The 25350-nt window shown below is 62.5% G+C and carries 23 protein-coding genes; 14 read left to right on the top strand and 9 right to left on the bottom strand.

Translation table 11 applies throughout. The annotated features are described in order from the left end of the window. Positions 1–172 precede the first annotated feature (172 nt). The 5 genes from AB1805_04175 to AB1805_04155 are packed head-to-tail and all read left to right on the top strand — an operon-like array spanning position 173 to position 5904. Positions 173–946, top strand: a complete 774-nt coding sequence (locus tag AB1805_04175) for an undecaprenyl-diphosphate phosphatase (protein ID MEW5744622.1) — start codon at positions 173–175, stop codon at positions 944–946. Beyond that, on the top strand, positions 931–3108 hold the full coding sequence (locus AB1805_04170) for a DNA translocase FtsK (protein MEW5744621.1): 2178 nt from the start codon (positions 931–933) through the stop codon (positions 3106–3108). Before AB1805_04175 ends, AB1805_04170 begins: the two co-directional genes overlap by 16 nt. A gap of 2 nt (positions 3109–3110) precedes the next feature. Next, on the top strand, positions 3111–3842 hold the full coding sequence (locus AB1805_04165) for an outer membrane lipoprotein carrier protein LolA (GenBank protein ID MEW5744620.1): 732 nt from the start codon (positions 3111–3113) through the stop codon (positions 3840–3842). A gap of 2 nt (positions 3843–3844) precedes the next feature. After that, positions 3845–4807, top strand: a complete 963-nt coding sequence (pdxA, locus tag AB1805_04160; GenBank protein ID MEW5744619.1) for a 4-hydroxythreonine-4-phosphate dehydrogenase PdxA — start codon at positions 3845–3847, stop codon at positions 4805–4807. Then, complete coding sequence (locus AB1805_04155) at positions 4807–5904, top strand: NADH:flavin oxidoreductase (GenBank protein MEW5744618.1); 1098 nt, start codon at positions 4807–4809, stop codon at positions 5902–5904. The genes pdxA and AB1805_04155 overlap by 1 nt, the downstream gene beginning before the upstream one ends. A 92-nt stretch (positions 5905–5996) precedes the next feature. Here AB1805_04155 and rimI read toward each other — a convergent pair whose 3' ends face one another. From rimI to AB1805_04140, 3 genes are read right to left on the bottom strand one after another with little or no spacing between them, the layout of a single operon-like run. Further along, positions 5997–6461 carry a ribosomal protein S18-alanine N-acetyltransferase gene (gene rimI, locus AB1805_04150; GenBank protein ID MEW5744617.1) on the bottom strand — a complete coding sequence of 155 codons (465 nt, stop codon included), beginning with the start codon at positions 6459–6461 and terminating at the stop codon, positions 5997–5999. 20 nt (positions 6462–6481) lie between these two features. Further along, the gene (gene tsaB / locus AB1805_04145) at positions 6482–7165 is read right to left on the bottom strand and encodes a tRNA (adenosine(37)-N6)-threonylcarbamoyltransferase complex dimerization subunit type 1 TsaB (GenBank protein ID MEW5744616.1); all 684 of its coding nucleotides are present in this window, start codon (positions 7163–7165) and stop codon (positions 6482–6484) included. A 15-nt stretch (positions 7166–7180) separates the two neighbouring features. After that, complete coding sequence (locus AB1805_04140; protein MEW5744615.1) at positions 7181–8416, bottom strand: MFS transporter; 1236 nt, start codon at positions 8414–8416, stop codon at positions 7181–7183. 192 nt (positions 8417–8608) lie between these two features. Here AB1805_04140 and sppA point away from each other — a divergent pair, with 192 nt between their 5' ends. From sppA to AB1805_04095, 9 genes are all read left to right on the top strand, one after another. Next, complete coding sequence (gene sppA / locus AB1805_04135; protein MEW5744614.1) at positions 8609–9577, top strand: signal peptide peptidase SppA; 969 nt, start codon at positions 8609–8611, stop codon at positions 9575–9577. 231 nt (positions 9578–9808) lie between these two features. After that, positions 9809–10213, top strand: coding sequence for a DUF3568 family protein (locus AB1805_04130; protein MEW5744613.1), 405 nt, complete (start codon positions 9809–9811; stop codon positions 10211–10213). A 31-nt stretch (positions 10214–10244) separates the two neighbouring features. Further along, on the top strand, positions 10245–10421 hold the full coding sequence (locus AB1805_04125; GenBank protein MEW5744612.1) for a hypothetical protein: 177 nt from the start codon (positions 10245–10247) through the stop codon (positions 10419–10421). A gap of 14 nt (positions 10422–10435) precedes the next feature. Continuing rightward, complete coding sequence (locus tag AB1805_04120; GenBank protein MEW5744611.1) at positions 10436–11419, top strand: TIGR03885 family FMN-dependent LLM class oxidoreductase; 984 nt, start codon at positions 10436–10438, stop codon at positions 11417–11419. Between the two features lie 84 nt (positions 11420–11503). Further along, complete coding sequence (locus AB1805_04115) at positions 11504–13399, top strand: glycoside hydrolase family 15 protein (protein MEW5744610.1); 1896 nt, start codon at positions 11504–11506, stop codon at positions 13397–13399. Between the two features lie 20 nt (positions 13400–13419). Further along, entirely contained in the window at positions 13420–14634 is a 1215-nt protein-coding gene (locus tag AB1805_04110; GenBank protein ID MEW5744609.1) for a D-arabinono-1,4-lactone oxidase, read from the top strand. A 22-nt stretch (positions 14635–14656) separates the two neighbouring features. After that, the gene (locus AB1805_04105; protein MEW5744608.1) at positions 14657–15031 is read left to right on the top strand and encodes a sensory rhodopsin transducer; all 375 of its coding nucleotides are present in this window, start codon (positions 14657–14659) and stop codon (positions 15029–15031) included. 28 nt (positions 15032–15059) lie between these two features. Next, positions 15060–16469, top strand: coding sequence for an Nramp family divalent metal transporter (locus AB1805_04100; GenBank protein ID MEW5744607.1), 1410 nt, complete (start codon positions 15060–15062; stop codon positions 16467–16469). 149 nt (positions 16470–16618) lie between these two features. Continuing rightward, positions 16619–17710 (top strand): amidinotransferase, encoded by a 1092-nt coding sequence (locus AB1805_04095; protein ID MEW5744606.1) that lies wholly within the window; start codon positions 16619–16621, stop codon positions 17708–17710. 28 nt (positions 17711–17738) lie between these two features. Here the strand turns inward: AB1805_04095 and AB1805_04090 are convergent, their stop codons facing one another. The 6 genes from AB1805_04090 to AB1805_04065 all read right to left on the bottom strand — a co-directional run bounded on the left by AB1805_04090 (position 17739) and on the right by AB1805_04065 (position 25223). Then, on the bottom strand, positions 17739–19085 hold the full coding sequence (locus AB1805_04090) for a YhjD/YihY/BrkB family envelope integrity protein (protein MEW5744605.1): 1347 nt from the start codon (positions 19083–19085) through the stop codon (positions 17739–17741). Continuing rightward, a complete protein-coding gene (locus tag AB1805_04085) occupies positions 19082–19465 on the bottom strand; it encodes a sensory rhodopsin transducer (protein ID MEW5744604.1) in 384 nt (127 codons plus the stop codon). Before AB1805_04085 ends, AB1805_04090 begins: the two co-directional genes overlap by 4 nt. 137 nt (positions 19466–19602) lie before the next feature. Continuing rightward, the gene (locus AB1805_04080) at positions 19603–22017 is read right to left on the bottom strand and encodes a glycosyl hydrolase family 65 protein (protein ID MEW5744603.1); all 2415 of its coding nucleotides are present in this window, start codon (positions 22015–22017) and stop codon (positions 19603–19605) included. Then, entirely contained in the window at positions 21992–23596 is a 1605-nt protein-coding gene (gene otsB / locus AB1805_04075; GenBank protein MEW5744602.1) for a trehalose-phosphatase, read from the bottom strand. The genes AB1805_04080 and otsB overlap by 26 nt, the downstream gene beginning before the upstream one ends. Continuing rightward, entirely contained in the window at positions 23593–23889 is a 297-nt protein-coding gene (locus AB1805_04070; protein ID MEW5744601.1) for a hypothetical protein, read from the bottom strand. The genes otsB and AB1805_04070 overlap by 4 nt, the downstream gene beginning before the upstream one ends. Positions 23890–23906: 17 nt before the next feature. After that, positions 23907–25223, bottom strand: a complete 1317-nt coding sequence (locus tag AB1805_04065) for a ferric reductase-like transmembrane domain-containing protein (GenBank protein MEW5744600.1) — start codon at positions 25221–25223, stop codon at positions 23907–23909. Positions 25224–25350: the final 127 nt, after the last annotated feature.

Genomic DNA, 25350 nt, shown 5'->3' with positions numbered 1-25350 from the left:
GTCCTCCGAGGCACCAGCTCGGAATCGAGTCGTACCGACCCGCTCCGGAATCCTTCCTCCGCTTCGGGCTGCTGATACCGCTCACATACTATGCCTCGCCCGACTCCATGCTGCGTTATTGCGTTAGACCCTCTTAGTATTTCGGATTTACACTCTCATTAAAGGGGGGCTTTTGGATACTGAAGTAGTTAAAGCCGTCATTATGGGCGTCGTGCAGGGGATCACCGAGTTCTTCCCCATCAGCAGCACCGCCCACCTGATCCTCTTCCCCTGGTTCTTCGGATGGGGAGGAGATATCGATACGCTCACCTTCGATGTCGCCCTCCACGGCGGCACCCTGGTGGCCCTGCTCGTCTGCTTTTACCGCGACTGGATCGAGCTGTTCGCGAGAGACCGGCATACGCTGCTCTTCATCATGCTCGCCACCATCCCCGCCGCGGTCGTCGGTATTCTTCTCAACGATGTCGTCGAGCAGACCTTCCGGAGCCCCCTGATCATCGTCTTCTCGCTGGTCGGTTTCGGCGTGCTCATGCTCGTCGCTGAAAAGCGCGGCAGGCGGCTCAAGGAGCGGGTCTCCCTCTTCGACGCCCTCGTCATCGGGTGTGCGCAGGCGGTTGCGCTCGTTCCCGGGGTCTCGCGGTCGGGCATCACCATCGCCGCCGGCCTCTTCAGGAATATCAAGCGGGAGTCGGCAGCGCGCTTCTCTTTCCTCCTCTCGACACCGATCATCGCGGGCGCCACCCTCCTGGAAGGGCGGAAGCTGGTGGAGCATCCCGACGGGTATCCTCTCGACGTCTTCGCCGCCGGGTTTGCCGCGGCGTTCGTATCAGGATACTTCGCCATAAAATTTCTCCTCAGCTTTCTGAGGAGACACCCGTTGAACGCCTTTGTCTACTACAGATTCCTGCTTGCTGCTATAATAGTAGGGGTATGGCTGGGCCAGTGACGATGAACGGCAAGAGCGGGGCCGATGTTTCTTCTCCCGGAAGCGAACGGCAGTCTCCGGGCCGCCGGAGGCTGGACGAGATAAAGGGAGTAGGAGCGCTGCTCGGGAGCGTTTATCTCCTGGTCGCGCTCGTCAGCCATGACCGGTGGGACCGCTCTCTCCTCACCTATACGACGGAGCCGACGCATAATTACGGCGGCATCGTCGGCGCGTACACGGCGGACGCTCTCCTCTCGCTCGCCGGATGGTGCGCCTATCTCCTGCCGGTCCTTGCGGCTGCGTACGGCGTCAGGAGGATTCTCGGGAAGGAGAGGAACGTCTTTCCTCTTGTCGGCGCCGCGCTGCTTCTGCTGTCGCTCCCCATGCTCCTGCAGCTCTCCGCAAAGGCCGTCCCCCTCAAGGGCGAGCTGCCGGGAGGTGTCATCGGGCTGCTCCTTGCGAACCTCTCGGAGCGGCTCATCTCGACGGTCGGCGCCTACCTCCTGGCCATTGCCCTCGCGTTGGTCGCGCTCATCCTGATGAGCCCGATCTCTCCCTTCGCCTCCCTGACCGCTGCAGCGGCCCGGAAACGGGAGAGGCAGGGAGCTCCCGAAGCACGGGAGCCCGGAGACGATCTGCCCGAGCTGCTGATCGATGTCAAAGAGCCTGCAGCCGATGAGCTGCAGATCGTGCGCGCTCCGGCGCCGCAGAGGAGACCGGCCGGGGACAAGACCGTACGCGAGGGGCAGCGCGAGGCCGGCGGCAGGGCAGGCGGCAGGGCAGGCGGCAGCGGAGGATACGCCCTCCCCTCCCTCGATTTTTTGAAAGAGGGAGAGGGCGCCGAGGGGCCGGCAAAGGAAGAGCTCAATGCCGCCGCCGCAGGGCTGGAGCGCAAGCTCGCCGATTTCGGCGTAAGCGGCAAGATAAAGGGCGCTCACCCTGGCCCGGTGGTCACCATGTATGAGTTCGAGCCCGCTGCCGGGGTGAAGATCAACAGGATCGTTTCGCTTTCCGACGACCTCGCGCTCGCCCTCCGCGCGCAGAGCATCCGCGTCTACCCGATCGCGGGAAAGGCGACCATCGGCATCGAGGTGCCTAACCGGCTCCGCGCCGTGGTGCCGCTCAGAGAGATCGTCGGTTCCGATACCTTCCGGAGGAGTAGCTCGCTGCTCACCCTCGCATTGGGCAAGGACATCTTCGGCAACCCCGTCTCGACCGATCTCGCCAAGATGCCCCATCTCCTCGTCGCCGGGGCGACCGGCTCGGGGAAGAGCGTCTCGGTCAATGCCATGATCATCAGTCTCCTCTACAAGGCGACGCCGGAAGAGGTGAAGATGCTGATGATCGACCCGAAGCTGCTCGAGCTTTCGGTCTATGCCGACATCCCGCACCTGATCTCGCCGGTGATCACCAGCCCGAAAGAGGCGTCCGAGGCGTTGAAGAAGATGGTCTTCGAGATGGAGCGCCGTTATCGCCTCCTGGCGGAGAAGGGGGCGCGCAATATCGATACCTACAACCGCCAGGCGGGGCCTTCGGAGCGGCTGCCCTATATCGTGGTCTTTATCGATGAGCTCGCGGATCTCATGTTCACCGCGCCGAGCGATGTGGAGAATGCGATAGCGCGGCTCGCCCAGATGGCGCGGGCGTCCGGCATCCATCTCATCCTCGCCACCCAGCGGCCGTCGGTCGATGTCATCACCGGCCTGATCAAGGCGAACTTCCCGGCGCGGATTTCGTTCCAGGTCACCTCGAAGATCGATTCGCGCACCATCCTCGACGGGCAGGGGGCGGAGCAGCTCCTGGGCATGGGGGATATGCTCTTCATGGTGCCGGGGGTCAAGGTCATCCGCATACACGGCGCCTATGTGAGCGAGACCGAGGTGCGGGAAGTCACCGAATTCGTGAAGTCCCAGGGCAGGCCCGATTACACCTCGTTCGAGAGCATCGTCGTTGCCGATGATCAGGAGCGTGGAGCAGGGGAAGACGGAGAGCGGGACGATATGTACCACAAGGTGATAGAGTTCGCCGAGGCTGCCGGGGAGGTCTCGATCTCCTCCATTCAGCGGCGGTTCAAGATCGGCTACAACAGGGCGGCGAACATAATGGATCTGCTCGCCGAGGACGGTCTCGTCGGGCCGCCGAGGGGCGCAGGAAAACCGAGGGATTTTCTGGGGAGGAGATGAGCGTGAATAGAGCAATCAGCAATCAGCTATCAGCAGTCAGCACTCAGCAATCAGCATCCAAAATAAAGAATAAAGAGGCGAGGCGAAGGAAAGCACGCGCGGTCTGCAGTGCGCTTGTTTTCCCTTTTATCATCGGTGCTCTCCTCATAGCGGTTACCCCGTCTTTTTCCTCTGCCGCTGCTGCCGATGAGGAGGTGGCCCGGATACAGAAGGCATACGAGGGGATCAAGGATATACAGGGCGCCTTTGTCCAGAGGAGCTTCATCAAGGACCTCAAGAGGACCGATACCTACAACGGCCAGTTTTTCATAAAGCCCCCGAAGGTGAAGTGGGAGTTCAAGGGCGACAGACCGCAGGTGGTCTACATCACCGGGGACGATATCATTATCTATCAAAAAAAGGAGAAACAGGCCTTCAGGTCGCAGTTCGACCGGGCGACCTACGGGCAGGCGCCCATCGCCCTGCTGAGCGGCTTCGGCGATATCCGGAAGGAGTTCGACATCTCGATGCGGAGCGGCCGGCTTCACCTGAAGCCGAAGCGCCCCATGGGAAACATCGCGGCAGTGGAGCTCGAGACCGCCCCGAGCGGGTTCCCGATAGCGGCGCTGTTCGTCACCGATACGCTGGGCAACAGGATCGAGATCCAGCTGAAGAACGTGAGGACCAATACGGGCGTCGGCGATAAGGTCTTCGAGTTCTCTCCTCCCGAAGGGGTGAACGTCATCCGGCAGTAGGTATGAATACGCCGAGAAGAGTAGCGATTACCATAGGCGACCCTGCGGGGATCGGCCCCGAGATCGTCCTGAAGTCTCTCCTCTCCCGGGAGGTTGCCGGGCAGTGCACACCCGTCGTCATCGGCGACCGCGCGGTGCTCGCTGAAGCCGCATCTGCACTGAACCTTTCGATCGATCCGTCCGCCTTCGAGCTGGTGGAGTGCGGCGCTGTAACCGGCGGTTTCGAAAAAGGCAGGCCCACCGCTCTCGGGGGCAGCGCTGCCGTCGCCTATGTAAAGAAAGCGGTAGAGCTGGTCATGGAGAGGCGCGCCGACGCCATGGTTACCGCCCCGATCTCGAAGGAGGCGCTGAAGCTCGCGGGCTATCCATGGCCGGGGCATACGGAGCTTCTTGCAGAGCTGACAGGGACAAGGGACTTTGCCATGATGCTCGCGGGCGGGCCTCTGCGTGTCATCCTCGTCACCATCCATGCAGCGATCAGGCAGGTTCCCGATCTGGTTACCAAAGAGCGCGTGCTCAAGACTATCGGCCTTGCCGAGCGCGCCTGCAGCATGCTCGGTATCGAGCAGCCGCGCATCGCCGTTGCCGCGCTGAACCCCCACGCAGGGGAGGCGGGCATCTTCGGCAGCGAAGATATTATGGAGATACTCCCCGCTGTCAAGGAGGCGCAGCTCCGCGGCATCTCCGCTTCCGGTCCGTACCCGGCCGACGCCCTCTTTCATAAGGCCTACAAAGGCGAGTTCGATATCGTCGTCTGCATGTACCATGATCAGGGGCTGGTCCCCCTTAAAATGATCGCCTTCGATACCGGGGTCAATGTGACCGTCGGGCTTCCCCTGGTGCGGACCTCTCCGGACCACGGCACCGCCTACGATATCGCCTGGAAAGGCGTAGCCGGGCCTTCGAGCATGATCGAGGCGATCACCATGGCGGTCCGTATGAAGAACGCCGCAAGGAGGAGCTGATGCTCTTCGAACCTTTTTCTCTCGCCCGGATGCAGCTCGGGAACCGGATGGTCCGTTCCGCAACGTACGAGAAGCGTGCGGATGTGGACGGCTTTGTCACCGACGAACTGATCGCGTTCTATGAGGAGCTCGCCCTGGGAGGCGTCGGGCTGATCATCACCGGCAATGCCCTCGTCCATGTCTCGGGCCGTTCGGTGCCGCAGATGCTCTGCATCCATAACGACTTTTATATCGATAAGCTCAGGCGGCTCGTCGATACCGTGCACCGCCGCGACGGAAAGATCGTTCTCCAGCTGGTGCACGGCGGCAGGCAGTGCCTCCCGTCGTTCCTCGGCGGCATGCAGCCGATAGCGCCGTCGGGAGTCTACGACCCCTCCACCAGGGTGATGCCGCGGGAGATGACGAACGAGGAGATATGGGAGATCGTCGAGGCCTTTGGCGAGGCTGCGGGCAGGGCGCAGTATGCGGGGTTCGACGGCGTCCAGGTGCACGCGGCGCACGGCTATCTCGTGAACGAGTTCCTTTCTCCCCACACCAACCGGAGAACGGATTATTGGGGAGGCGACGAGGAGCGGCGGTTCCATTTCCTCGAAGAGGTCGTCAAGGCGATGCGCAAGGAAACGGGGGCAGCCTATCCCCTGATGATAAAAATGAATGCCGACGATTTCGTCGAGGGAGGGCTCGGCCCCGCAGAGAGCCTCAGGACCGCATTGCGGCTCGAAGACCTCGGCGTTGCCGCCATCGAGGTGAGCGGCGGCATGTACGAGTCGGGGGGCAGGACCGTGCAGACAGGCATCCTCGCCCCCGGACAGGAGGCATACTTCAGGACCCTGGCGCGCCGCTTCAAGGAACGGGTGGCTGTGCCGGTCATGCTCGTCGGCGGTCTCCGTTCGAGGAGCGTGATGGAAGAGGTCCTCGGCAGCGGGGATGCCGATCTCGTCTCGCTCTCGCGCCCCCTCATCCGCGAGCCCGACCTGCCGGAGAGATTCAGGGCAGGCAAGGAAAAGGCGGACTGCATCTCCTGCAACGGCTGCATGCGTTTTCTGAAACTCGACAAGGTAACGTGCACGCAGCTGACGGCAAGTCCGAAATCCTGAGCACCAACCCCTGAACAAGGGGAATGGCGGTTATCGAGAGGGCATCTCTCGTTTGGCGCCTGGGTTTTCGAGCTTGTGATGTGCTGTCCGCGTTATGCCGGCGTGTCCTCCTGCTTCAGCTCCCGCATCATGACGAGCGCGTTTTCCGAGGGGTTGATATAGTAGTTTTTCCGTATGCCCACGACCCTGAAGCCGAATTTTTCGTAGAGTCTCTTGGCCGCCTGGTTCGACATCCTCACCTCGAGATAAAGGAAGCGGCACTCCGACGCCGAGATGTCCTGCAGAATATCCTCGAGGAGCAGCGTCGCCACTCCCTGCTGCCGATGGCCGGGGTGGACCGCCAGGTCCATCAGGTGGCATTCATCGGCGATCTGGCGCACGCAGATATAGCCGATGATTGCGCCGTCGAGCACCGCGACCCTGGTCAGGGAGAACCTGCTGTAGAGCTCGGTCTTGAATGACGTTTCTGTCCAGGGCGTTGTGAAGGCTTCGAGCTCGATGCGCATGATCTCGGGTATATCGTCGGGTGACATCTCGCGGATACGGATCGGTCTCATCGCGGCCTCGCTGCCGGCAGTTACGAGGGTGATTTGAGCTCTGCTTCGGATTTCCTGAGATAGAGCGGCGTGAGGCGAACGGGGTCTTCGAAGGCGCCGCTCCGGGCGCGCTGCATCCCGAGCGCTGCCACGGTCGCGGGCGACGGCGCCATGTCGCGCGGCCGGGCGAAGAGCGCCCGCTCTCCCATGATCTCTTCTATGGTCTTCCGGTACAGCGCAGCCCCCTCGCCGAGGAAGACCACCGGCTCGTGGAGGCGGGCGAGCAGGGTCTCGAGCTTCACGGCCTGCTCGGGCAGTATGCGGACGAGCCCGTCTCCCTCCCAGGCGAACACCCCTGCATAGACCTCCCGCCGCCGGGCGTCGAGGAGCGGACAGATCATATGCGGGGTGAAGGTGATAGCCGAGGCGAACGCCTCGAGCGTCGGGACCGCGACCACCTTCTTGGCGGTGGCGTAGGCGAGCCCTTTGAGCGTGCTGAGACCGACCCTGAGCCCGGTGAACGACCCGGGGCCTGTGGAAAGGGCGAAGACATCGATAGCGTCGATGGTGAGGCGGGAGCTTGTGAGCGCATGGTCGATCTCGGTCAGGAGGCGCTCGGAGTGGGTCACCTTCACGTTGGCTCTCGACTCGGCGATGAGCAGGTCATCTTCCATGATCGCCACGCCGCCCACCGCTGTCGCCGTCTCTATCGCCAGTAATCGCATCGCCTCTCCTTGGAGCTACCCCGATTCCCCGGGCAGCACCGCGCCGGGGGCCGCGGCCCTTCTGAAGACCGCTGCGAATAGTATACTACCGCCGATGCAGATTGCGGCAAACATCTTCAGCGAGGCGATGGTCCCCAGGAGGTCGGCCGTGACACCGATGACCGAGTTGCCCACGGGCGCGAGGCCGAGAAAGACGAGGATGTAGAGGCTCATGACCCTGCCCCTGAGCGCATCGGGCACCATGTTCTGTATGTAGCTGTTGCTCGTCGCCAGGTAGCTGACCACCCCCCAGCCGGCGAGGAAGATGAAAAAGAGCGAGAGGTGGAAGCTCCGCGAAAAGGAGATGCCGAGAATCGCCACCGAAAAGACGAGCCCCGAGAGGGGGATGTAGATATCCTTGCGCTCCACCTCCCCCTTGAAGGCGATGATGAGCGCTGCGCAGAGCGAGCCCGCTCCTGCGGCGGCGACGAGAAGGCTGAGGCCCTTTGCTCCGACATGGAGGATCTCGGCGGCGAGCACCGGCAGGAGCGTAATGTACGGAATGCCGAAGAGGCTGAAGAGCCCGATGAGCGCCATGATGTAGAGTATGGCGCGCTCCTTCATGACGAAGCGCCCGCCCGCGGCGATATCGGAAAAGAACCCGGCGGAGCGCGCCGTGACGACACCGCGCGCCTGTATCTTCGAGAGCGCGACGATGACCGCGACGAAGCTGAGGGCGTTGAGATAGAAACAGGCGGGGAGCCCGAAACGGGCGATCAGGAACCCGGCTATCACCGGCCCGATGACCCGGGCGCCGTTGAAGGCGGCGGAGTTGAGGGCTATGGCATTGGTGATGTCCCCCTTGTTGACTACTTCGGCGAGGAATGCCTGCCGCGCAGGAACGTCGAAGGCATTGACCGTGCCGAGGAAGAAGGCGATGATGCCCACCTGCCATATCGTGATCGTATCGGTGTCGGTGAGAATGCCGAGGGCCAGGGCGGGAAGGACGGAGAGCACCTGGGTGACAATGAGGATATTGCGTTTCGGATACCGGTCAGCGACCATTCCCCCGAAGAGCGTGAGGATGAGTATCGGCAGCGAAGACAGGGAGGCTATGATGCCGAGGGAGAGCGGCGACTTCGTCAGGGAGTAGACGAGCCAGCTCTGCGCGACCGAGTGCATCCAGGTCCCCGAGAGGGAGATGATCTGGCCGAACCAGAAGAGCCTGAAGTCCCTGGCATAAAGTGCCGAGAAGCGCTGGTGGTTGTGCATTGCTACTCATATGATAACCGAAGACGGGCGAAAGGTGCAGAAACGTTAGGGAGGAGCGCGCAGGGGCAGCGCCTCCCCTGCAAGGGCTGCACCGGAGGCGCAGGCCGTTTTGTGGTGGACAAGGGGCCTGTTTTCTGGTAATAGGTTAATAGGCAAGCGCCTGCGCCCATATCTGTCTGCAAGGAGCCTGGAATGAAAAGAACGATACTGCCGCTGGTCCTTATCCTCTCTATCCTTTCTGGATGCGCTTTTGTCAACGTCACCCTCACCCCTGCTGCAAAGCAGCTCGAGGAGGAGCTGATCGAGGGAGAGGGGAGACCCAAGCTGCTGCTGCTCGACCTGGACGGCATGATATCGTTCAAGGAGAAGTCCGAGGGCCTGCTGAGGACGAAGCCCTCGGCCGTCGCCTTCTTCAGAGAGGCGCTCCGCAAGGCGGAGGGCGATGCGGCGGTCGCAGGGGTGATCGTGAGGATCAATTCACCCGGCGGCAGCGTTGCCGCAAGCGATACGATCTATCACGATCTCGTGCGCTTCAAGGAGAAGCGGAAGGTGCCCGTATACGCATACATAATGGAGGTCGGCGCTTCGGGAGGGTATTATGTGGCAGCTGCCGCCGACCGTATCATCGCCAGTCCGGCGTCGGTCACCGGCAGCATAGGAGTGCTCGCGATGAAGCTCAACGCCGACGGCCTCTTTTCGAAGATCGGGGTTGTCAGCGAGACGTATACGTCGGGTCCGAAGAAGGACTTCTGGTCTCCCTTCCGCCCCAGCTCCCCCGAGGAGCAGAAGATGCTTCAGGGCATCATCGACGGGCTCTTCGCGCGGTTTATCGCAGTGGTCCACGCGAGCAGGCAGAAGCAGCTCTCCGAGCAGGAGATCCGCGCCCTTGCCGACGGCCGCATCATGACCGCGGGCCAGGCCCGGGCAGCAGGCCTGATCGATGAGACGGCATACCTGGACGAAACGATCGAAGCGATGAAGAAGGCGCTGAAGATCGAGCAGGCGAGGGTCGTCATGTACACCAGGCCGGGAGACTTCGCCTCGACCATCTACTCGGGAATGCCCGTGCCCGGCCCGCAGGTGATCAACCTCGTCTCGATCAACGCGGAAGAATTGTTGTCTTCCGCCGGGGTCCGGTTCCTGTATCTCTGGAACCCTTAGAGCGGCTCAGGATAAGTGTATTCCTCCCTGTCTGCCGACGGCGCTGTTGTTTGACACGCCTCCCTTCGCATGCTACCGTTTAGATAGATACAGCGCCCTGCGTGGCAGAGCAGGCTCATCAACTCTCTTTCCGAACAATACCGCTGCCGCAGCAGCGAGCATCGATCCGGGATGCTCTCGTTTCCGGTAACCGCCACACAAAGCTATTCCGCACAGAGGAGGTGTCGGCATATGAGGACGACGAAAAGAGCGGCAACCATTCTCTTCCTGATCGCCCTGCAGGTGCAGGGATGCGCCATGATGGGCACAAGGGGATATGAGCCACCCTATGGAGAGTCTGCGGCGACCTATTCCGGGGGGGCGCTCCAGGCGACGTACCCCAATACGGTGTTCAGAACCCACGATGCGGCACGGGAGGCGTTGCGGGACTTCAATGCGACCGTCACCGCGGCACGCAAAGATGCGACCGGCGGCATCCTTGATGCGAGGATGCCTGACGGCACCCTGGTCGCCATCGATATGCAGGCGAAGAAGCCGGACATCACGGCGGTCGCGATTAAAGTCGGCACGTACGGCAGCGAGGAGGTTTCACGGTCGATAAGCCGCAGGATCGAGGCCAATCTGCAGAGACGGTAACCCGCCTACTCCCCGAAAGGAGGTCCGGACCATGGCAATCGAAGCGAAGACGAGCCTGGAGCTGAGCGAGGAGGAGAGGAATACGCTGAAGAAGGCGCTGAGCTCGTATCTTTCGGAGCTCAGACTCGTGATAGCCGATACGGAGTCGGGACGAGAGCCGCTGAAGAGCGAGAAAGCGGTCCTGCAAGGAATCCTTGAGCGGCTTTAAGGACCTCTAAAGAGATGAGCGGGGTGAAGATAGGCTTCCACGCCTCTCATGAGCAGTTCAAACCAGGCAGGCTGCTCGAGCTGGCCAGGATGGCTGAGGCTGCCGGGTTTGCTGCGGCGATGTGCTCCGACCATTTCTATCCCTGGAATCCCCGGCAGGGCGAGAGCGGCTTCGCCTGGTCGTGGCTGGGGGCGGCGTTGCAGGCGACGTCGCTCCCTTTCGGCGTGGTCTGCGCACCGGGCCAGCGGTATCATCCTGCGATCATCGCGCAGGCCGCGGCGACGCTCGCCGAGATGTTCCCCGACCGCTTCTGGGTCGCGATAGGCAGCGGCCAGCTGCTCAACGAGGCGATCACCGGGGACCGCTGGCCGCCGAAAGCGGAACGGAACGAGCGGCTGCTCGAGTGCGCAGGGATCATGCGCGCCCTCTGGGCGGGCGAGACCGTGACGCACTACGGCCTCGTTGCGGTCGAGGAGGCGAAACTCTATACCCGGCCCCCGAACCCGCCGCTCCTTATCGGCGCGGCCATCACTCCTGAAACAGCGGCGTGGGTCGGCGGGTGGGCGGACGGCTTGATCACCGTATCGAAGCCCGGGGACGAGCTCAACAAGGTCATCGAAGCGTTCCGCAACGGCGGCGGCGAGGGGAAGCCGATGTTCCTCCAGATGCAGATATCCTATGCTGCCACCGAGGAGGAGGCGCTGCACGGGGCATGGGACCAGTGGAGGAGCACGATTCTCGACAGCGCGGCGCATACCGAGCTCCGCTCTCCCGAGATAATGGATGCCGCCGCGCAGTTCGTCACCCCCGAAGACATGCACGGGCATGTGCAGATCTCTTCTGACATAAGCAGGCATAGGGAGTGGCTGCAGGAGTATCTCGATCTCGGCTTCGATCACCTTTACGTCCACAATGTTAATAGAGATCAGGAGCGCTTTATCGAGGAGTTCGGCACGCACGTGCTCCCGGCCCTTTCCGGATCGGGTGCAACGGCGTAAGGATATTCCCTCCCGCAGCAATATTCTTTCATCCCGTGCCGCCGTAATGGCGTCGAAGGGTGCTTTGCGATCAGGAGACCTCGCATGACCGGCGATCATCGTTACCAACCGATCTCCGCCTATGCCGCTATCGGGAACCTGCGTTCCGTGGCGCTGATTGGTCTCGACGGCTCTATAGACTGGTGCTGTTTTCCCCACATGGACCGGCCGAGCGTCTTTGCCGCACTGCTGGATGCAGCACGGGGCGGGCATTTCCGGGTAGCGGCTTCGGGGCAGTGCAGGGGGGAGCCGCGCTATATCAGGGACAGCAATGTGCTCGAAACCAGGTTCAGGACCGACGAGGGCATAATCACGGTGACCGATGTAATGCCGCTTTCGGGCGACATTCACGGCTGCGGAAAATCGGAGGCCCCTCCCGAAATCCACCGGATCGCCACCTGCGAAGAGGGCACGGTGGAGCTTGCTGTCGAATGGTCGCCCCGGTTCGACTACGGCCGCGCCGCGACCCGTATGGAGCGGACCGACGGAGGGTGGCTGGCGACGGGAGGCGGGGACAGACTCTCTCTCGGCGGCATCGGCGATGCGGTTATCACGGACGAGGAATCAGGTCCCGTGCTTCGTGCGCGCATAAGGATGGAAAAGGGAGAGCGTATGGTCCTGGTCATGCGCTGGGGCACGGAGGACGTATCGCACGATGTGAACGATTCGATGGAGAAGATGCGGCGCACGGTGGATATCTGGCATGAGTGGGCCCACCATGAAGCGGCCGCACACTTCGAGGCATGGGCGGGAAAGTGGCTTCCGCTTCTGATACGGTCCGAGCTCGTCCTCAAGATGATGTCGCATGCCGATACCGGGGCGATCGCTGCAGCTCCCACCACCTCGCTTCCCGAGGCGATCGGCGGAGTGAGGAACTGGGACTATCGCTATACCTGGATCAGGGACTCCTCGATGACCGTTCAGGCTCTCGTCGCGATGGGGCATGCACGGGAGGCGGTTGGGCTCCTCGAATGGATGGAGCGCGTCTCGGCAGGAGGCTCCACCGATGGATTACACCTGCAGATCATGTACGGGCTCCACGGCGAATCCGAGCTGGAGGAGCAGGAGCTTTCCCATTTCGAAGGGTACCGCGGTTCGCGGCCGGTGAATATCGGGAACGGGGCCGCGAAGCAGTTCCAGCTCGAAACCTACGGGGAGCTCCTCAACACGGGGTATGAATGGGCCAGGCGGGGAGGGCGGTTCGATGATAAGATCACGGCGTTCCTCCGCACAGTGGCGGACCACGTCCAGGCAGTATGGGATAAGCCCGACTACGGCATCTGGGAGGTGCGCGGAGAGCCGCGCCACTTCACCTATTCCAAGGTGATGGCATGGGTGGCGCTCGACCGTGCGGTCCACCTCTCGGAGCAGTTCGGGTTTCCCGGGGATGTCGAGCAGTGGAGGCGCACAAGAGCCGAAATCCGCGAACAGATCCTCGAGCACGGCTACAATCGTGAACGGGGCGCCTTTGTGCTCGCCTTCGATTCCGACGAGCTCGACGCAGCCAATCTCCGCATCCCCCTGATGGAGTTCCTCCCTATCGATGATCCGCGTGTCCAAGGCACTATCGACCGCACTCTCGAACAGCTCACCGAGAACGGGCTGGTTTACCGTTACCGCTTCGACGACGGGCTCCCCGGGGAGGAAGGGGCGTTCGGGCTCTGCACCTTCTGGATGGTCGATGTCCTGGCGCTCTCGAATCGCCTCGACGAAGCACGGAGCATTTTCGAGACGATGCTTCGTCATGTGAATCACGTCGGGCTCCTGCCGGAACAGCTCGATGCGCACACCGGGGAGTTCCTCGGCAATTTCCCCCAGGCATTCACGCATATCGGGATGATCAACAGCGCCCTCTATCTCGCCTATGCCGAGGGCAAGGAGATCCCGGAGCATGCGCCTATCGGCACGCCAGATCATAGAGAGGCCATCGGCAGACCATGAAAGAGGAGGGGAGTCGATCTATGCAGCAGGAGTGGACGAACTGGTCCGGCAGTCTGAGGTTTACGCCCGGCAGCACCGAGACCCCCTCGGACGAGGAAGAGCTCGCGCAGCTCGTGTGCAGGGCTGCATCCGACGGGCGCACCGTGCGTGCAGCGGGCGCAGGCCACTCCTCCTCTCCGCTGGTGCAAACCGAGGATATTCTCGTCTCCATGGAGAGGTTCAGAGGAGTCGAGCACCACGACCCCGGAGCCCGGGAGGTGACGGTAAAGTCCGGGATGATGCTCAGAGAGGCGAACCGGGCGTTTCTCGATCTCGGCCTGGCGCTGGAGAACCTCGGGGACGTGGACCTGCAGTCCCTTGTCGGCGCTATCGGCACCGGCACCCACGGTACGGGGAGGCGGTTCCATATCCTCTCTCATCATCTCATCGGCGGCCGCCTGGTAAACGGCAGGGGCGAGATCGTCGAGTTCCCAATGGAAAGAGATTCCGAATTTGTTCTCGCCGCGCGGGTCGCTCTCGGCGCGCTCGGTATCTTCACCGCGCTCAGGCTCCGCCTCGTGCCCGCGTTCCGTCTCCACCGCAGGGAGTGGTGCGCCCATATCGAAGACTGTCTGGCGGACCTGGACCGGCTCATCGAGGAAAACAGGAACTTCGACTTCTATTGGTATCCCCGGAGCGACGAGGCCAAGCTCAGGACGCTCAATTTCCCCGAAGAGGATCAGAAGACGACGATACCTTATGCCAGGTGCGTGAAGGAGATGTCGGGCTGGAGCGGCGAGGTCATACCACGGCAGCGCGAGCTCAGGTTTGACGAGATCGAGTTCTTCTTTCCGGCCGAGGCAGGGCCCCGATGCTTCAGGGAGGTGCGCAAGAGGGTGAAAGCGCGGCATCGAAAGAGCGTCGGCTGGCGGGTGCTCTATCGAACGATCGCTGCCGACAATGCGTACCTGAGCGGCGCGCACAGCCGCGACTCGGTCACGATTTCCCTGCACCAGAACAATACGCTCCCTTACGATGAGTACTTCAGGGATATCGAGCATATATTCCGGGACTACGGAGGCCGGCCCCACTGGGGAAAGAAGCATTACCTGAAAGCCGGAGACCTGAGACCGCTCTATCCGATGTGGGACCGGTTCCTGGAGCTCCGGCAGCGGATGGACCCCGAAGGGGTATTCCTGAACCCCTACCTGAGCGAGCTCCTCGGGTGCGGACGGACCGCACCGCTGCATGCCTGAGCCGACGGAGGCGGAGGCAAAGATGAAGATCATAGGAAGAACGACCTGGGCCATACCCGGGGGGCGCATTCCCCTGAACAGCACCGGACCGGAGCCCGACTTCACCAGCAATGAAGAGCTCTGCATCCTGAACGCGGGGTACCAGGATGCGAAGGTGGAGATCACCGTCTTTTACGAGAGCCGCGATCCTGTCGGACCGTACCGGATAACCGTGCCCGCCAAACGGACCAGGCACGTACGGTTCAACGACCTGATCGCCCCCGAGGCGATGCCGCTCGATACCGACTATGCCTGCATCGTCGATTCTGATGTCGCCATCGTCGTCCAGTTCAACCGCCGCGATACGAGCAGGGCCGAGAACGCCCTCATGGGTGTCATGGCCTTTCCGGTCGACTGAGGCGGTGGAAAGAGGGATATCTCCGATCATGGGCGCTACTATGCCGGGAGGCGAGCGCGTGCAGCGACGGGAGAAAGTAGCCGCTGTGCCCAAGGGAGGGGACCGCCTCAAATGGTACGGTCCCGGGCTCCTCTGGATGGTCTCTTCGGTCGGCTCGGGCTCGGTCCTTTTTACCCCGCGCGTCGGCTCCCGTTACGGTTATGCGCTCCTCTGGGCCGCCTTCCTCGTGGCCTTCCTGACCTGGGTCATTATCCGCGAGATCGGCCGCTACACCGTCGTGTCGGGCAGGACCATCCTCGACGGCTACTACAGCATTCCGGGACCGCGGGGCTGGGCTGTGTGGCTCATCTTCCTGCCGGGACTCGCGAGCGGGGTGGTGGTCGTTGCCGGGATAGCCGCTCTCGTCGGCAGCGCCCTGGCGATTGTAGTGCCCGGAGAACAGGCCTTCTTCTCGATCGGGATTATCCTCATCTCGGCTGTGCTGGTGATCAGCGGCAGGTATACCTATCTCGAAAAGGTGACTACCGTAATGGCCGTTATTCTCATCCTTTCCACCTTCGCTACTGCGGTCGCGGTTTTTCCCGGCTGGCGTGTCTATTCACGCGGCCTGGTACCGGTCCTGCCCCAGGATTTCGACGCCTACTTCGTGCTCCCCTGGATCGGCTTCCTCCTGGCCGGGGCCGCCGGGATGATGTGGTACTCATACTGGGTAGCCGCACGCGGTTATGGGGGAGCGGTCTTCGAAGAGGAGAGGCCCGGAGAGGAAGAGCTTCCGTCCGGCAGCAGCGCCGGGGCCGGCGGAAGCTCCGCGCTCCGCTCCTGGCTCGCGATCATGGGGAACGCGGCGGCGATCGGTGTGATCGGGGCGACGCTCGTCAACCTCTCCTTCCTCACCCTCGGCGCCGAGCTGTTCGGCCCCCTGGACATCATACCGCAGGGCATCCGTGTGGCCGAAGACATCGTGCGGCTGCTGTCCGGGGTATGGGGACCGGCCGGTGAGTGGATTCTCATAATCGGGATATTCGTAGCCCTCTGGGGATCGATCCTCGCCAACCAGGACGGCTGGGGCCGCATGTATGCCGACGCCACGCTCATGCTCGCGCGACGCGGCAGCCCCGAAGAGGGCGGTCCGCCCCGCAGCCCGGCAGGCAGCCGCCTCCTCATCAAGAACGGGTACATCATCGTGGTGCTGACCGCTCTTCCTATAGCCGTCTTCCTCATGCTCCGCGATCCGGTCGGCATCCTTTCCATAGGGGGCATCATCTCCGCCGCACACCTTCCCGTTGTCATAACCCTCACGCTCTACCTGAACAGCCGCAGGCTGCCCGCTGAATTCGGGCCCGGACCGCTCTGGACCGCAGCCACTGTCGCCGCCATTTTGTTTTACGCCTTCTTTTCCGGGTTCTATTTCTACCGTCTCCTGTTCCGGACTCAATAAAAAGGTGAAAAGATGTCACGAGCGAGAAGAAAGAATATGTGATAACAGAAGGGCACCGCAATGATAATAACCGCGTCCGGCCTCGAGACGGTTCCGAAGAGCCCTGCTACTTTTCGGCACTTCCCGGCCGGCGGGGGTAAGGGGGAGCCATGAGCCAGGCGCATACCGCTTGTCCCGTCAATTCGCACAACGAGTGGGACCCGCTCGAGGAGATCGTCGTCGGGAGGCTGGAGGGGGCGACCATCCCTCCTGCGCATGTGTGCGTAACGTTCAGCATCCCGCCGCTGACGAAAAAGCTCTACCGCCTCGCTGCGGGACGCAGGTACCCGAAATCACTGGTGAAGCGTGCGCAGAAAGAGCTCGACGGGTTCATTCACCTCCTCGAAGCCGAGGGGGTCGTCGTGCGGCGGCCTGACGCTCTCGATTTCCATGCGGAATTCAAAACGCCGCACTGGTCGGCCAGGGGCTTCTGTGTGGCATGTCCGCGCGATACGTTCCTGGTGGTCGGCAGCGAGATCATCGAGACCCCCTCGTGCTGGCGCTCACGGTATTTCGAGTCCTATGCCTACCGCAGCCTCTTCAAGGAGTACTTTATAAAAGGGGCGAGGTGGACGGCAGCCCCGAGACCCGAGCTGACCGACGACCTTTACGACTATAACTTCAGGCTCCCTAAAAAAGGAGAGCCTCTGCGCTACATCATCAACGGGAATGAGCCGGTCTTCGATGCCGCGGACTTCGTGCGCTGCGGGAGAGATATCTTCGTGACGAGAAGCAACGTCACCAACCTCCTCGGCATCGAATGGCTGCGCCGGCACCTCGGCGAACCCTACCGGATACACGAGATCGAGAGCCGCTGCCGCCAACCGATGCATATCGATTCGTCGTTCCTGCCGCTGGCGCCGGGCAAGGCGCTGGTGAATCCCGAGTACATCGACGTCACCCGGCTCCCGCCGGTCCTGAAGTCCTGGGATATCCTGATCGCGCCCCGGCCCGACCCTGTCAAAGGGCTCATCGCGAAGGCCTCGTCGGCAGTGAGCGAGTGGACGAGCATCAATGTGCTGATGCTCGACGAGAAGCGGGTGGTCGTGGACAGCTCCCAAACATCTCTCATCAAGGCGCTCAAGGAGTGGGGGTTTACGCCTATCCCCTGCGCGTTCAACAACTACCGGCCCTTCGGCGGCGCCTTTCACTGCGCCACTCTCGATATACGGCGCAGGGGGGCGCTGCAGTCGTACTTCTGAGGAGGGGGGAGAGCGGCGGTACAGGGCGTCACCCGGGTATCGTCTCGCCCTGCTTCTCTTCCGTGCCCGCGAGGACGAGGTCCCGGAGCGTTCGGTCTTCCAGGGAGCGGGCCCGGGCATGGTCGATACGGTCGAGGAGGACGTCGACCTCGTGAGGGGCGGAGGCGGCTCCGCCGTATCCGTCCCCTGTACCCGGTTCTTCCGCTTCGAGTATCTCCTGCAGCGTTATGGTCTCGATCGCCCGCGCCGGGAGATAGGCCGGCGGTTTATCGCGGGTCGCGGCGATAATGCCCTTCCTTTCGAGACGCCCGAGCACCTCCTGGACGCTGCCGGCCGGCACCTCGAGCCGCTTGGCGAGGGCATCGAGCCTCCACGGCGTCTTCTTATGATAAAACTGTTCGCCGATGAAGAACATGACCGAAAGCGAGAGCCGCTCCGTTGCCCTGCACCGGGAGAGAGTATCCTGCGGCGCTGCAACGAGCCGGGGATGCCGGAGGAAATCCTGCCCGAAGTTCTGCCGGAAATTCTGCCAGAAATTCTGATGATAAAAAGCGATCCGCGCACCGATGAGAAGAATGAACCAGCTCATATACAGCCACATGAGAAAGAGTATGGGGATGGCGAACCCCGAGTAGACGGCCGAATATTCGGCCGAGGATATGGTGAAGGTCGCGAATATCCAGCCCGCAGCCTCCCAGCCGATCCCTGCCAGTATGCCGCCTATGAGCGCAGAGCCGAAGCGCACCTTCGTATCCGGCAGGAACATGTAGATGAAGGTGAATACCGCGACGACGATGCCGTAGGGTACCAGCGCGCCGGCTGCATCGACCAGCGGGCCGAGCAGCCGTATCGAGAGCAGCCGCTGTACGAGGGTCGTGCTCATCAACGAGAAGGTGATGCCGGCTGCCGTAAGGAGGAGAACCGGTCCGACGAGCAGCACGATGGTGTAGTCGCCGAACCGGCGCAGCATCCTCCTCGTGCTCTCCACCTGCCAGATATGGTTGAGGGCCCGCTCGATCTTGTATATAAGAAAGAGCGCCTTGTAGAGCAGGAAAATGAAGCCTACGGCGCCGAGGACGCCGAGGTCGACCTCCTCGACGGTCGTGATCACCCGCCGTGCGAGGTCCTCTCCTGCGGGCCCTATCGGCGCCAGGGCGTTCGCGATGACGCCCTCCATCCTGGTATGGACGCCGAAGGCCTTGACCAGGGAGAAGCTTACCGCCAGCAGGGGAATGAGCGAGAGGAGCGTGGTATAGACGAGGCTCATGGTCCTCAGCATGAGCTGCTCGTCGAAGATCGCCCGCGCCGCTATCCAGAGCATCCCCCCGAACCGTACCGCGAACGCCTTCAGGACGCCGGCCGGGAGGCGCTTCACTCGGCCCACGCAATGGTGGAGAGCAGCGCGTTCTCGGACTGGCGCGAATCGAGCCGCGTATGCTGTACGACGATAGGCACATCGGATTCGATGACGCTGGCGAAGTCGGTGTCGCGGGGAATAGGCTCGGGGTCGCTGAGATTGTTGAAGCGCAGATGCTGCGTGCGGCGCGCCGGGACCGTAACACGATAGGGGCCGGCAGGCTCGCGATCGGTGTAGAAAATCGTGATCTCCACATGAGCGTCGTCATTGCCCGCATTGAGCAGGCATACGGTCTCATGGCTGGTGAACTGCGGCTCGGGGCCGTGGCTCCAGCCGGGGATATAACCCTCCGGAATGGCCCATCGCTTGCGGCCTATCGGAACAGATGGCGAACGCATGGTCTCCTCTTGAGGCAGAATTCAGGAGCCAGGAGTCGGAATCCAGAATGCACAGCCCTCGTTCCGGCTTCCGACTCCTTCACTTAAATTATAGCAAGGTATCGGTTCGCGGGCGACCCGGCGAGACGGTCGGGGCTTCAGAGGGAAGGAACGGCCGAGGGCTGCAGGGGGAAGGTGAGGGCCTCGCCCGGCTTCAGCTCGTACACCTCGCCGCGGAACCCTATCTTCGCCGTCTCCATCTCGCCTCTGCTCGAGGAGATGACCATCGACTCCGGCGTGGTGACGACATCGAGCCAGTTCCCCCGGTACTTGATGCTCATCGAGAGCCTGTTCAGGCCTTCCGGGATCCTCGGGTTGAACAAGAGCACGTCGTCGCAGAACTCGAGCCCCGTATAGCACCGCTGCAGGATATCGACGGTGCCTGCCAGGGCGCCGAGGTGGATGCCTTCGTGGGTGGTGCCTCCCTGGATGTCGGAGAGGTCGCTTTCGAGCGCCCTGTTGAACAGCTCGAGGGAGCCGGGGCGGTTCGACCGCGCCAATACCCACGAATGGACGATATTGCTCAAGGTGGAGCCGTTGGAGCTGCGGTGTAAATAGTAATCGATGTTCTTCGGCACCATCCGGGGATCGAAATCGTATCCCATATCCGAAAACAGCTTCCCGAGCTCTTCTACGGAGAAGAGATAGAAGAGCATGAGCACGTCCGCCTGCTTCGAGACCTTGTAGCGGTTGGTGGTATCCCCCTCTGCCTCGAGGATGCGGTCGAGGCGCTGTATGTTCCCGTATTTCCTGCGGTAGCCCTCCCAATCGAACTCCTGCAGCCGGTCGTATCCCTCGAACTGGCTTATGATGCCGTCCCCGTGAAAGACGACGCGCATCTTGCGGGCTATGTCCTGCCAGAGCTCGATCTCGGCGTTGTCCAGGCCGATGCTCTCCCGCAGGTCGCTCCGCCTCTTGGCCTGGAGCATCCCGAGGGCCTTGATCGCGGTGCGGAGCACCCAGACGGTCATGATGTTGGTATAGGCGTTGTTGTCGATCCCCGGGCTCTCGGAGTCAGGGTACCGCTCGTGGTATTCGTCGGGGCCGATCACGCCGGGCATCTCGTAGCGGTCCAGCTCCCCGTTGTAGACGGCGATGCTCGACAGCAGCCGGGCTATCCCGAGGAGCATCTCGGCTCCGTAGGTGGCCATGAACTCCCTGTCACCGGTCGCCTCGAAATACTGCCAGACGTTGTAGGCGATCGCCGCGGTGACGTGGCGCTGGAGATGGGTGTGGTCCGGAAGCCAGCGGCCCGACTTCGGGTTGAGATGGAGCTTCTGCGTCTCCTCTCTGCCGTTGCTGCCGCTCTGCCACGGGAAGAGGGCGCCCCTGAACCCCTCTTCCCGCGCTGTCATACGCGCCCTCTCGAGCCTGCGGTAGCGGTACAGGAGCAGGGAGCGGGTGAGGATCGGTATTCTCAGGTTCAGGTACGGGAAGATGAAGAGCTCGTCCCAGAATATGTGTCCCCGGTATGCCTCGCCGTGCCATCCTCTCGCCGGAACGCCGATGTCGAGGTCGATCGAGTTCCGGGAGACGGTCTGGAGGAGGTGGAAGATATGCAGCCTCAGGATCATCTGGGTGCGGTCGCTGTCCGCGATCCGGATATCGCAGCGGTCCCAGAGATGGCTCCATTTCATGCGATGGCTGCGGAGGAGCTCATCGAAGGCGCCTGCATGCCCGAGGGCCTCGATGCCGTCGAGGAGCGGTTCCGAGATCGCGAAGTCCCTCGAGGTGTAGAACGAGACGACCTTCTCTATCCTCACGGGTCTGTCCTGCGCCGCATCGATGAAGAGGTCATGGGCAGCGTATCCGCTCTCGGAGAAGAAGCGTCTTTCCGCCTCCGTCTCCCCGGCATCGGTATAGACCCTGGTCCTTGCAGCCTCGGCAACGCGGATGCCGGACTGGCTGGTCTGCACCAGCAGGAATATCCCGTCCCTGCCGAACTCCCCGGCCTGCACCGGTTCGAGGTGCTTGCTGTTGAGCTGCCGGTAACGCTCCACCCCTGCGTTGATCACGGTCCCGTCCAGGGCCGAACGGACCTGCATGCGGCCCGACCAGTTTACGGGAGTGATCGTGGTGACCAGCGCGGCCAGGTGCATCGCCGCCATGTGCACGATCCGCTGCTGGAAGATCGCGGTCTCCCTGCCCTGTTTATCCCTGAAGCGGACGGCCCGCGTGAGTACGCCGTGCCGTATGTCCAGCTCCTGCCGGTAGGAGACGAGGTCGACGGACATGAGGTTGAACCAGTCGCCTCCCTCCGGCCTGAAGGTGAGGACGAGCCAGTTCGGCATGTTCACCAGGTCTTCGTTCTCGACGACGCGGCCGGCGATCTCTGTCTTCAGGCGGTTGTATCCTCCGGCCAGGTAGGCGCCGGGATAGTGGATGTCGTCGGCCCCCGACTCCGGCGCCGCGCCCCTCGTCGCGAAATAGCCGTTGCCCAGAGTGCAGAGCGCCTCCCTGAGATTCTCTCTCGTCGGCTCGAACTCCTCATACGTCAGCGTCCAGCTGTTCATCGCGGCCTCCTTTGCAAAGGGGGATCAGCGCACGCAGGAGCTCCCGTACCTCGCCGGGGTCCTTCAGGCTGTATGCTGCTGCTGTCTCGAACGGTTCGTCCCGCACCACGATCCCCAGCCCCCGGCCCCGAAGCTCCCTGAAGGCGTCCTCGTCGGTCACATCATCGCCGATATAGACCGGCAGGACTCCTTCGCTGCCCAGGCCGAGGGTGCGGAGGAGCGAGAGGAGGGCCTTCCCCTTGTCCCAGTCGATCGAGGGCCGGAGCTCGAATACCTTTTTGCCGTAGGTCTTCCTGAGCTGCGGGTAACCGGAGGCGACCCTGTCCACTACCTCCTCGACCGTGCGCACCTCTTCGGGGGCGACACGGCGGTAATGGACCGCGATCGCGAACCGCTTCCGCTCCACCAGGGCTCCTCGTACAGCGCCGAGCCCGCGTGACAGCTCTTCCTCCGCCTCGTCCAGGACGGGCAGGAATTCTTCGATCCCTGCGGGGCCTTCCATCGTACCCCCCGGCCCGGAAATGTCGAAGCCGTGGCTCCCTGCGTAAACGGCGGAGCCGACCGCCACCTTGTCCCGCACATCGCCGAGGTCGCGTCCGCTGATGATCCCCACCGTACAATACTGCGCCAGGCGCGTAATCACCTGCCGCATATCCTCCGTCATAACCGCTCTGTCCGGCGTCTCGACGATGGGAGTGAGGGTGCCGTCGTAATCGAGGAACACGGCGAGCCGTTTCCCGGCGGCCTTCTGCGCTATCTCGCTCACGCTGTCGAGCGCCGAGGGCAGGAATTCTCTCTCTCCGGCGTCCTCCGCCCCGACCTCCGACAGGTCCTCGACCGCAATGTCCGCGCCGTTGCCGAGCAGGGCATCCCTATCGCCCTTCCGGGCCACGCCGATCACGAGCTTGAACCCTCCGGCCCGGCCCGCCCGGACGCCTGCGAGAGCATCCTCGACGACAGCCGTTCTCCCCGGCTCCGCGCCGAGCTGACGGCAGGCCTCGAGGAGGATGTCCGGCGCCGGCTTGCCCTCGATACCGAGCCGCTCTGCATCGATGCCGTCCACTTTCACATCGAAGAGTCCGGCAAGGCCCGCGGCCTCGAGCACCGGGGCGGCGTTCTTGCTCGACGAGATGACGGCTGTCTTGATGCCCTGTCTTTTCAGCGCGTGTATGAGAGCCACGGTCGATCCGTACGCCCTGACCCCTTGCCTCTCGAGCTGCTCCCTGAAATACCTGTTCTTCAGATTGCCCAGTGCATGCACGCTCTCCTTTCCGGGCGCATCCCCGGGAGCGCCCTCGGGCAGGCGTATATCCCTCGACCGGAGGAAGCTCCGAACCCCGTCGATCCTCGGTCTCCCATCGATGTAGAGACGATAGTCCGCGTCCCTGTCGAAGGGCGTAAAAGGGATCCCGTTCCTCACTGCGTACTCTTCGAGGAACTCGTCGAACATCCTCTTCCACGCCTCTGCGTGGACCGTTGCGGTATCCGTGACCACGCCGTCCAGGTCGAAGACGACCGCGTCGAAGTCCGCCTTTGCAATAGTATATGCGGCGCCTTTGCGCTGTATCGGCGCCTTCACTGCCGCTCCTCTCCCTGTTGCGGCAGCGCTGAAGGGATATGGCATCTCGTGCAGCTCTCGTCGCTCCAGCCGGTATGGTTCAGGGGATACGGGCTCTCGCCCTTCATGCCATGGCAGCTGTCGCAGGGCCGGTATCCCTCAATGGGGTGAGGAGTATCCGAGGCCGCTCTCACCGACGCGGTAGCCGGCAGATCGAGCAGCTCGGGATTCTGGACCAGGGCGAAGACGGTGGTTACGATGACAATGAGCACCCCGGTCGCAATCGCCAACTGAATCGCATACAACTGTCTCATGAAAATCACCCCTGTCGCTATACGAAATTGAAGCTCTCGGACTCGACCTGCTCGAGCGGCAGTCCCAGTGCATCCAGGGCGGCCCTGACACCGCGCTGCATCGGCTCAGGCCCGCAGATGAAATACGCGCACTCCATCCTGTTCTCCGGGAGATAGCGGGCTATGAGCCCGGCTGTAACCCGGCCCCGCTCTCCCTCCCAGCCTTCGTGCGGACTGTCGAGCACATGCACGACCCGCATCGCAAGACGCTGCTTCAACTCCTCGAGATCTTCCCGGAAGGTCACCTCCTCCCAGGTCTTGTTCCCGTAGATGAGCACCACGGGCCGCGCATCACGCCGGTCGGCCATGGTGCGGAGTATGCTCATCACCGGCGTGATGCCGACGCCTCCCGCGATAAAGACATAAGATGGCGCGTTCCTCGTATCGATGGTGAAGGTCCCGTACGGACCGTCGATATAGGCGCGGGTGCCGGGCGGTATCTCCCCGATCTTCCCCGTGAAGTCGCCGAGCTCCTTTACGGTCATCGTGATCGTCCTCGTGTCCATGGCGCTCGATGAAAAGGAGAAGGGATGCTCCCTGATCGAAAACGGGGACCTGCCTGCCGTGAGCCATGCGAACTGGCCCGGCCTGAAGCGCATGCCCTCGTGGCCCTCGGGACTGAGCACCAGGGTCCACGATCTCCCCCGCTCCTTGATGACCCTTTCTATTCGATAGGGAGCTTTGAGCATCTTCGCCTGCTTGATGAGCCGCACGTAGACAAGGGCGAGTACCCATGCGATGACTACCGCAATCCAGACCCCCCGTTTCAGGTTCCCCTGCACATAGTAGCTGACGCCCACGATATGGACGACCGAGAGCGTCACCGCCGCAACCGACGCGTACCCGTGAAGAGCACGCCATGCCTCATAGCGCAGGCCCAGCTTCATCCGGTAGAGGGATGTCCCGATCACTATGCCGAACGCCAGCAGCCCGAGCAGTCCTGCCGCCGTCCGCCGCGGCATCATTGCCGGGATCATAAGCACAAGGGCGTCGGGACTCGCAGCAAAGATCATGACAGGGTGAAGAAGGATGAAGAGGAACGCGATCAGCGAAATGGAGCGATGGAAGTGGTAGACCACATCTATCCCGTAGGGAAAGGTGATGCTCCGGAAGCGCCCTGTCAGGAAGAACTGGAGTCCCATCATCGAGAGGCCTGCAAAGCCGAGCCCGACCGAGAGCTCCCGCCAGAAGCCGCGGCCCGGAGGCGTAGGGCCGACCAGCATAACGAGAAGGGGCGTCATCACGACGATGAAGTACACCCCGATCCAGAACGCGCTTCGCACGAAATGTCCCATGCTCATCCGGCAGACCTCATTCCTGCTGCTGCGGTGACGACCTTGGTTGACGATGCCCTGCGCCAGAAGCGCTCTCTACACAAAAGGATATCATTAACGGAAGGGCTTCTCAAGGGCGGGCCAATTA

The sequence above is a fragment of the Nitrospirota bacterium genome, assembly GCA_040752355.1.
Taxonomy (GTDB): domain Bacteria; phylum Nitrospirota; class Thermodesulfovibrionia; order Thermodesulfovibrionales; family Dissulfurispiraceae; genus JBFMCP01.
This window is presented reverse-complemented; position numbering and strand designations above follow the sequence as displayed.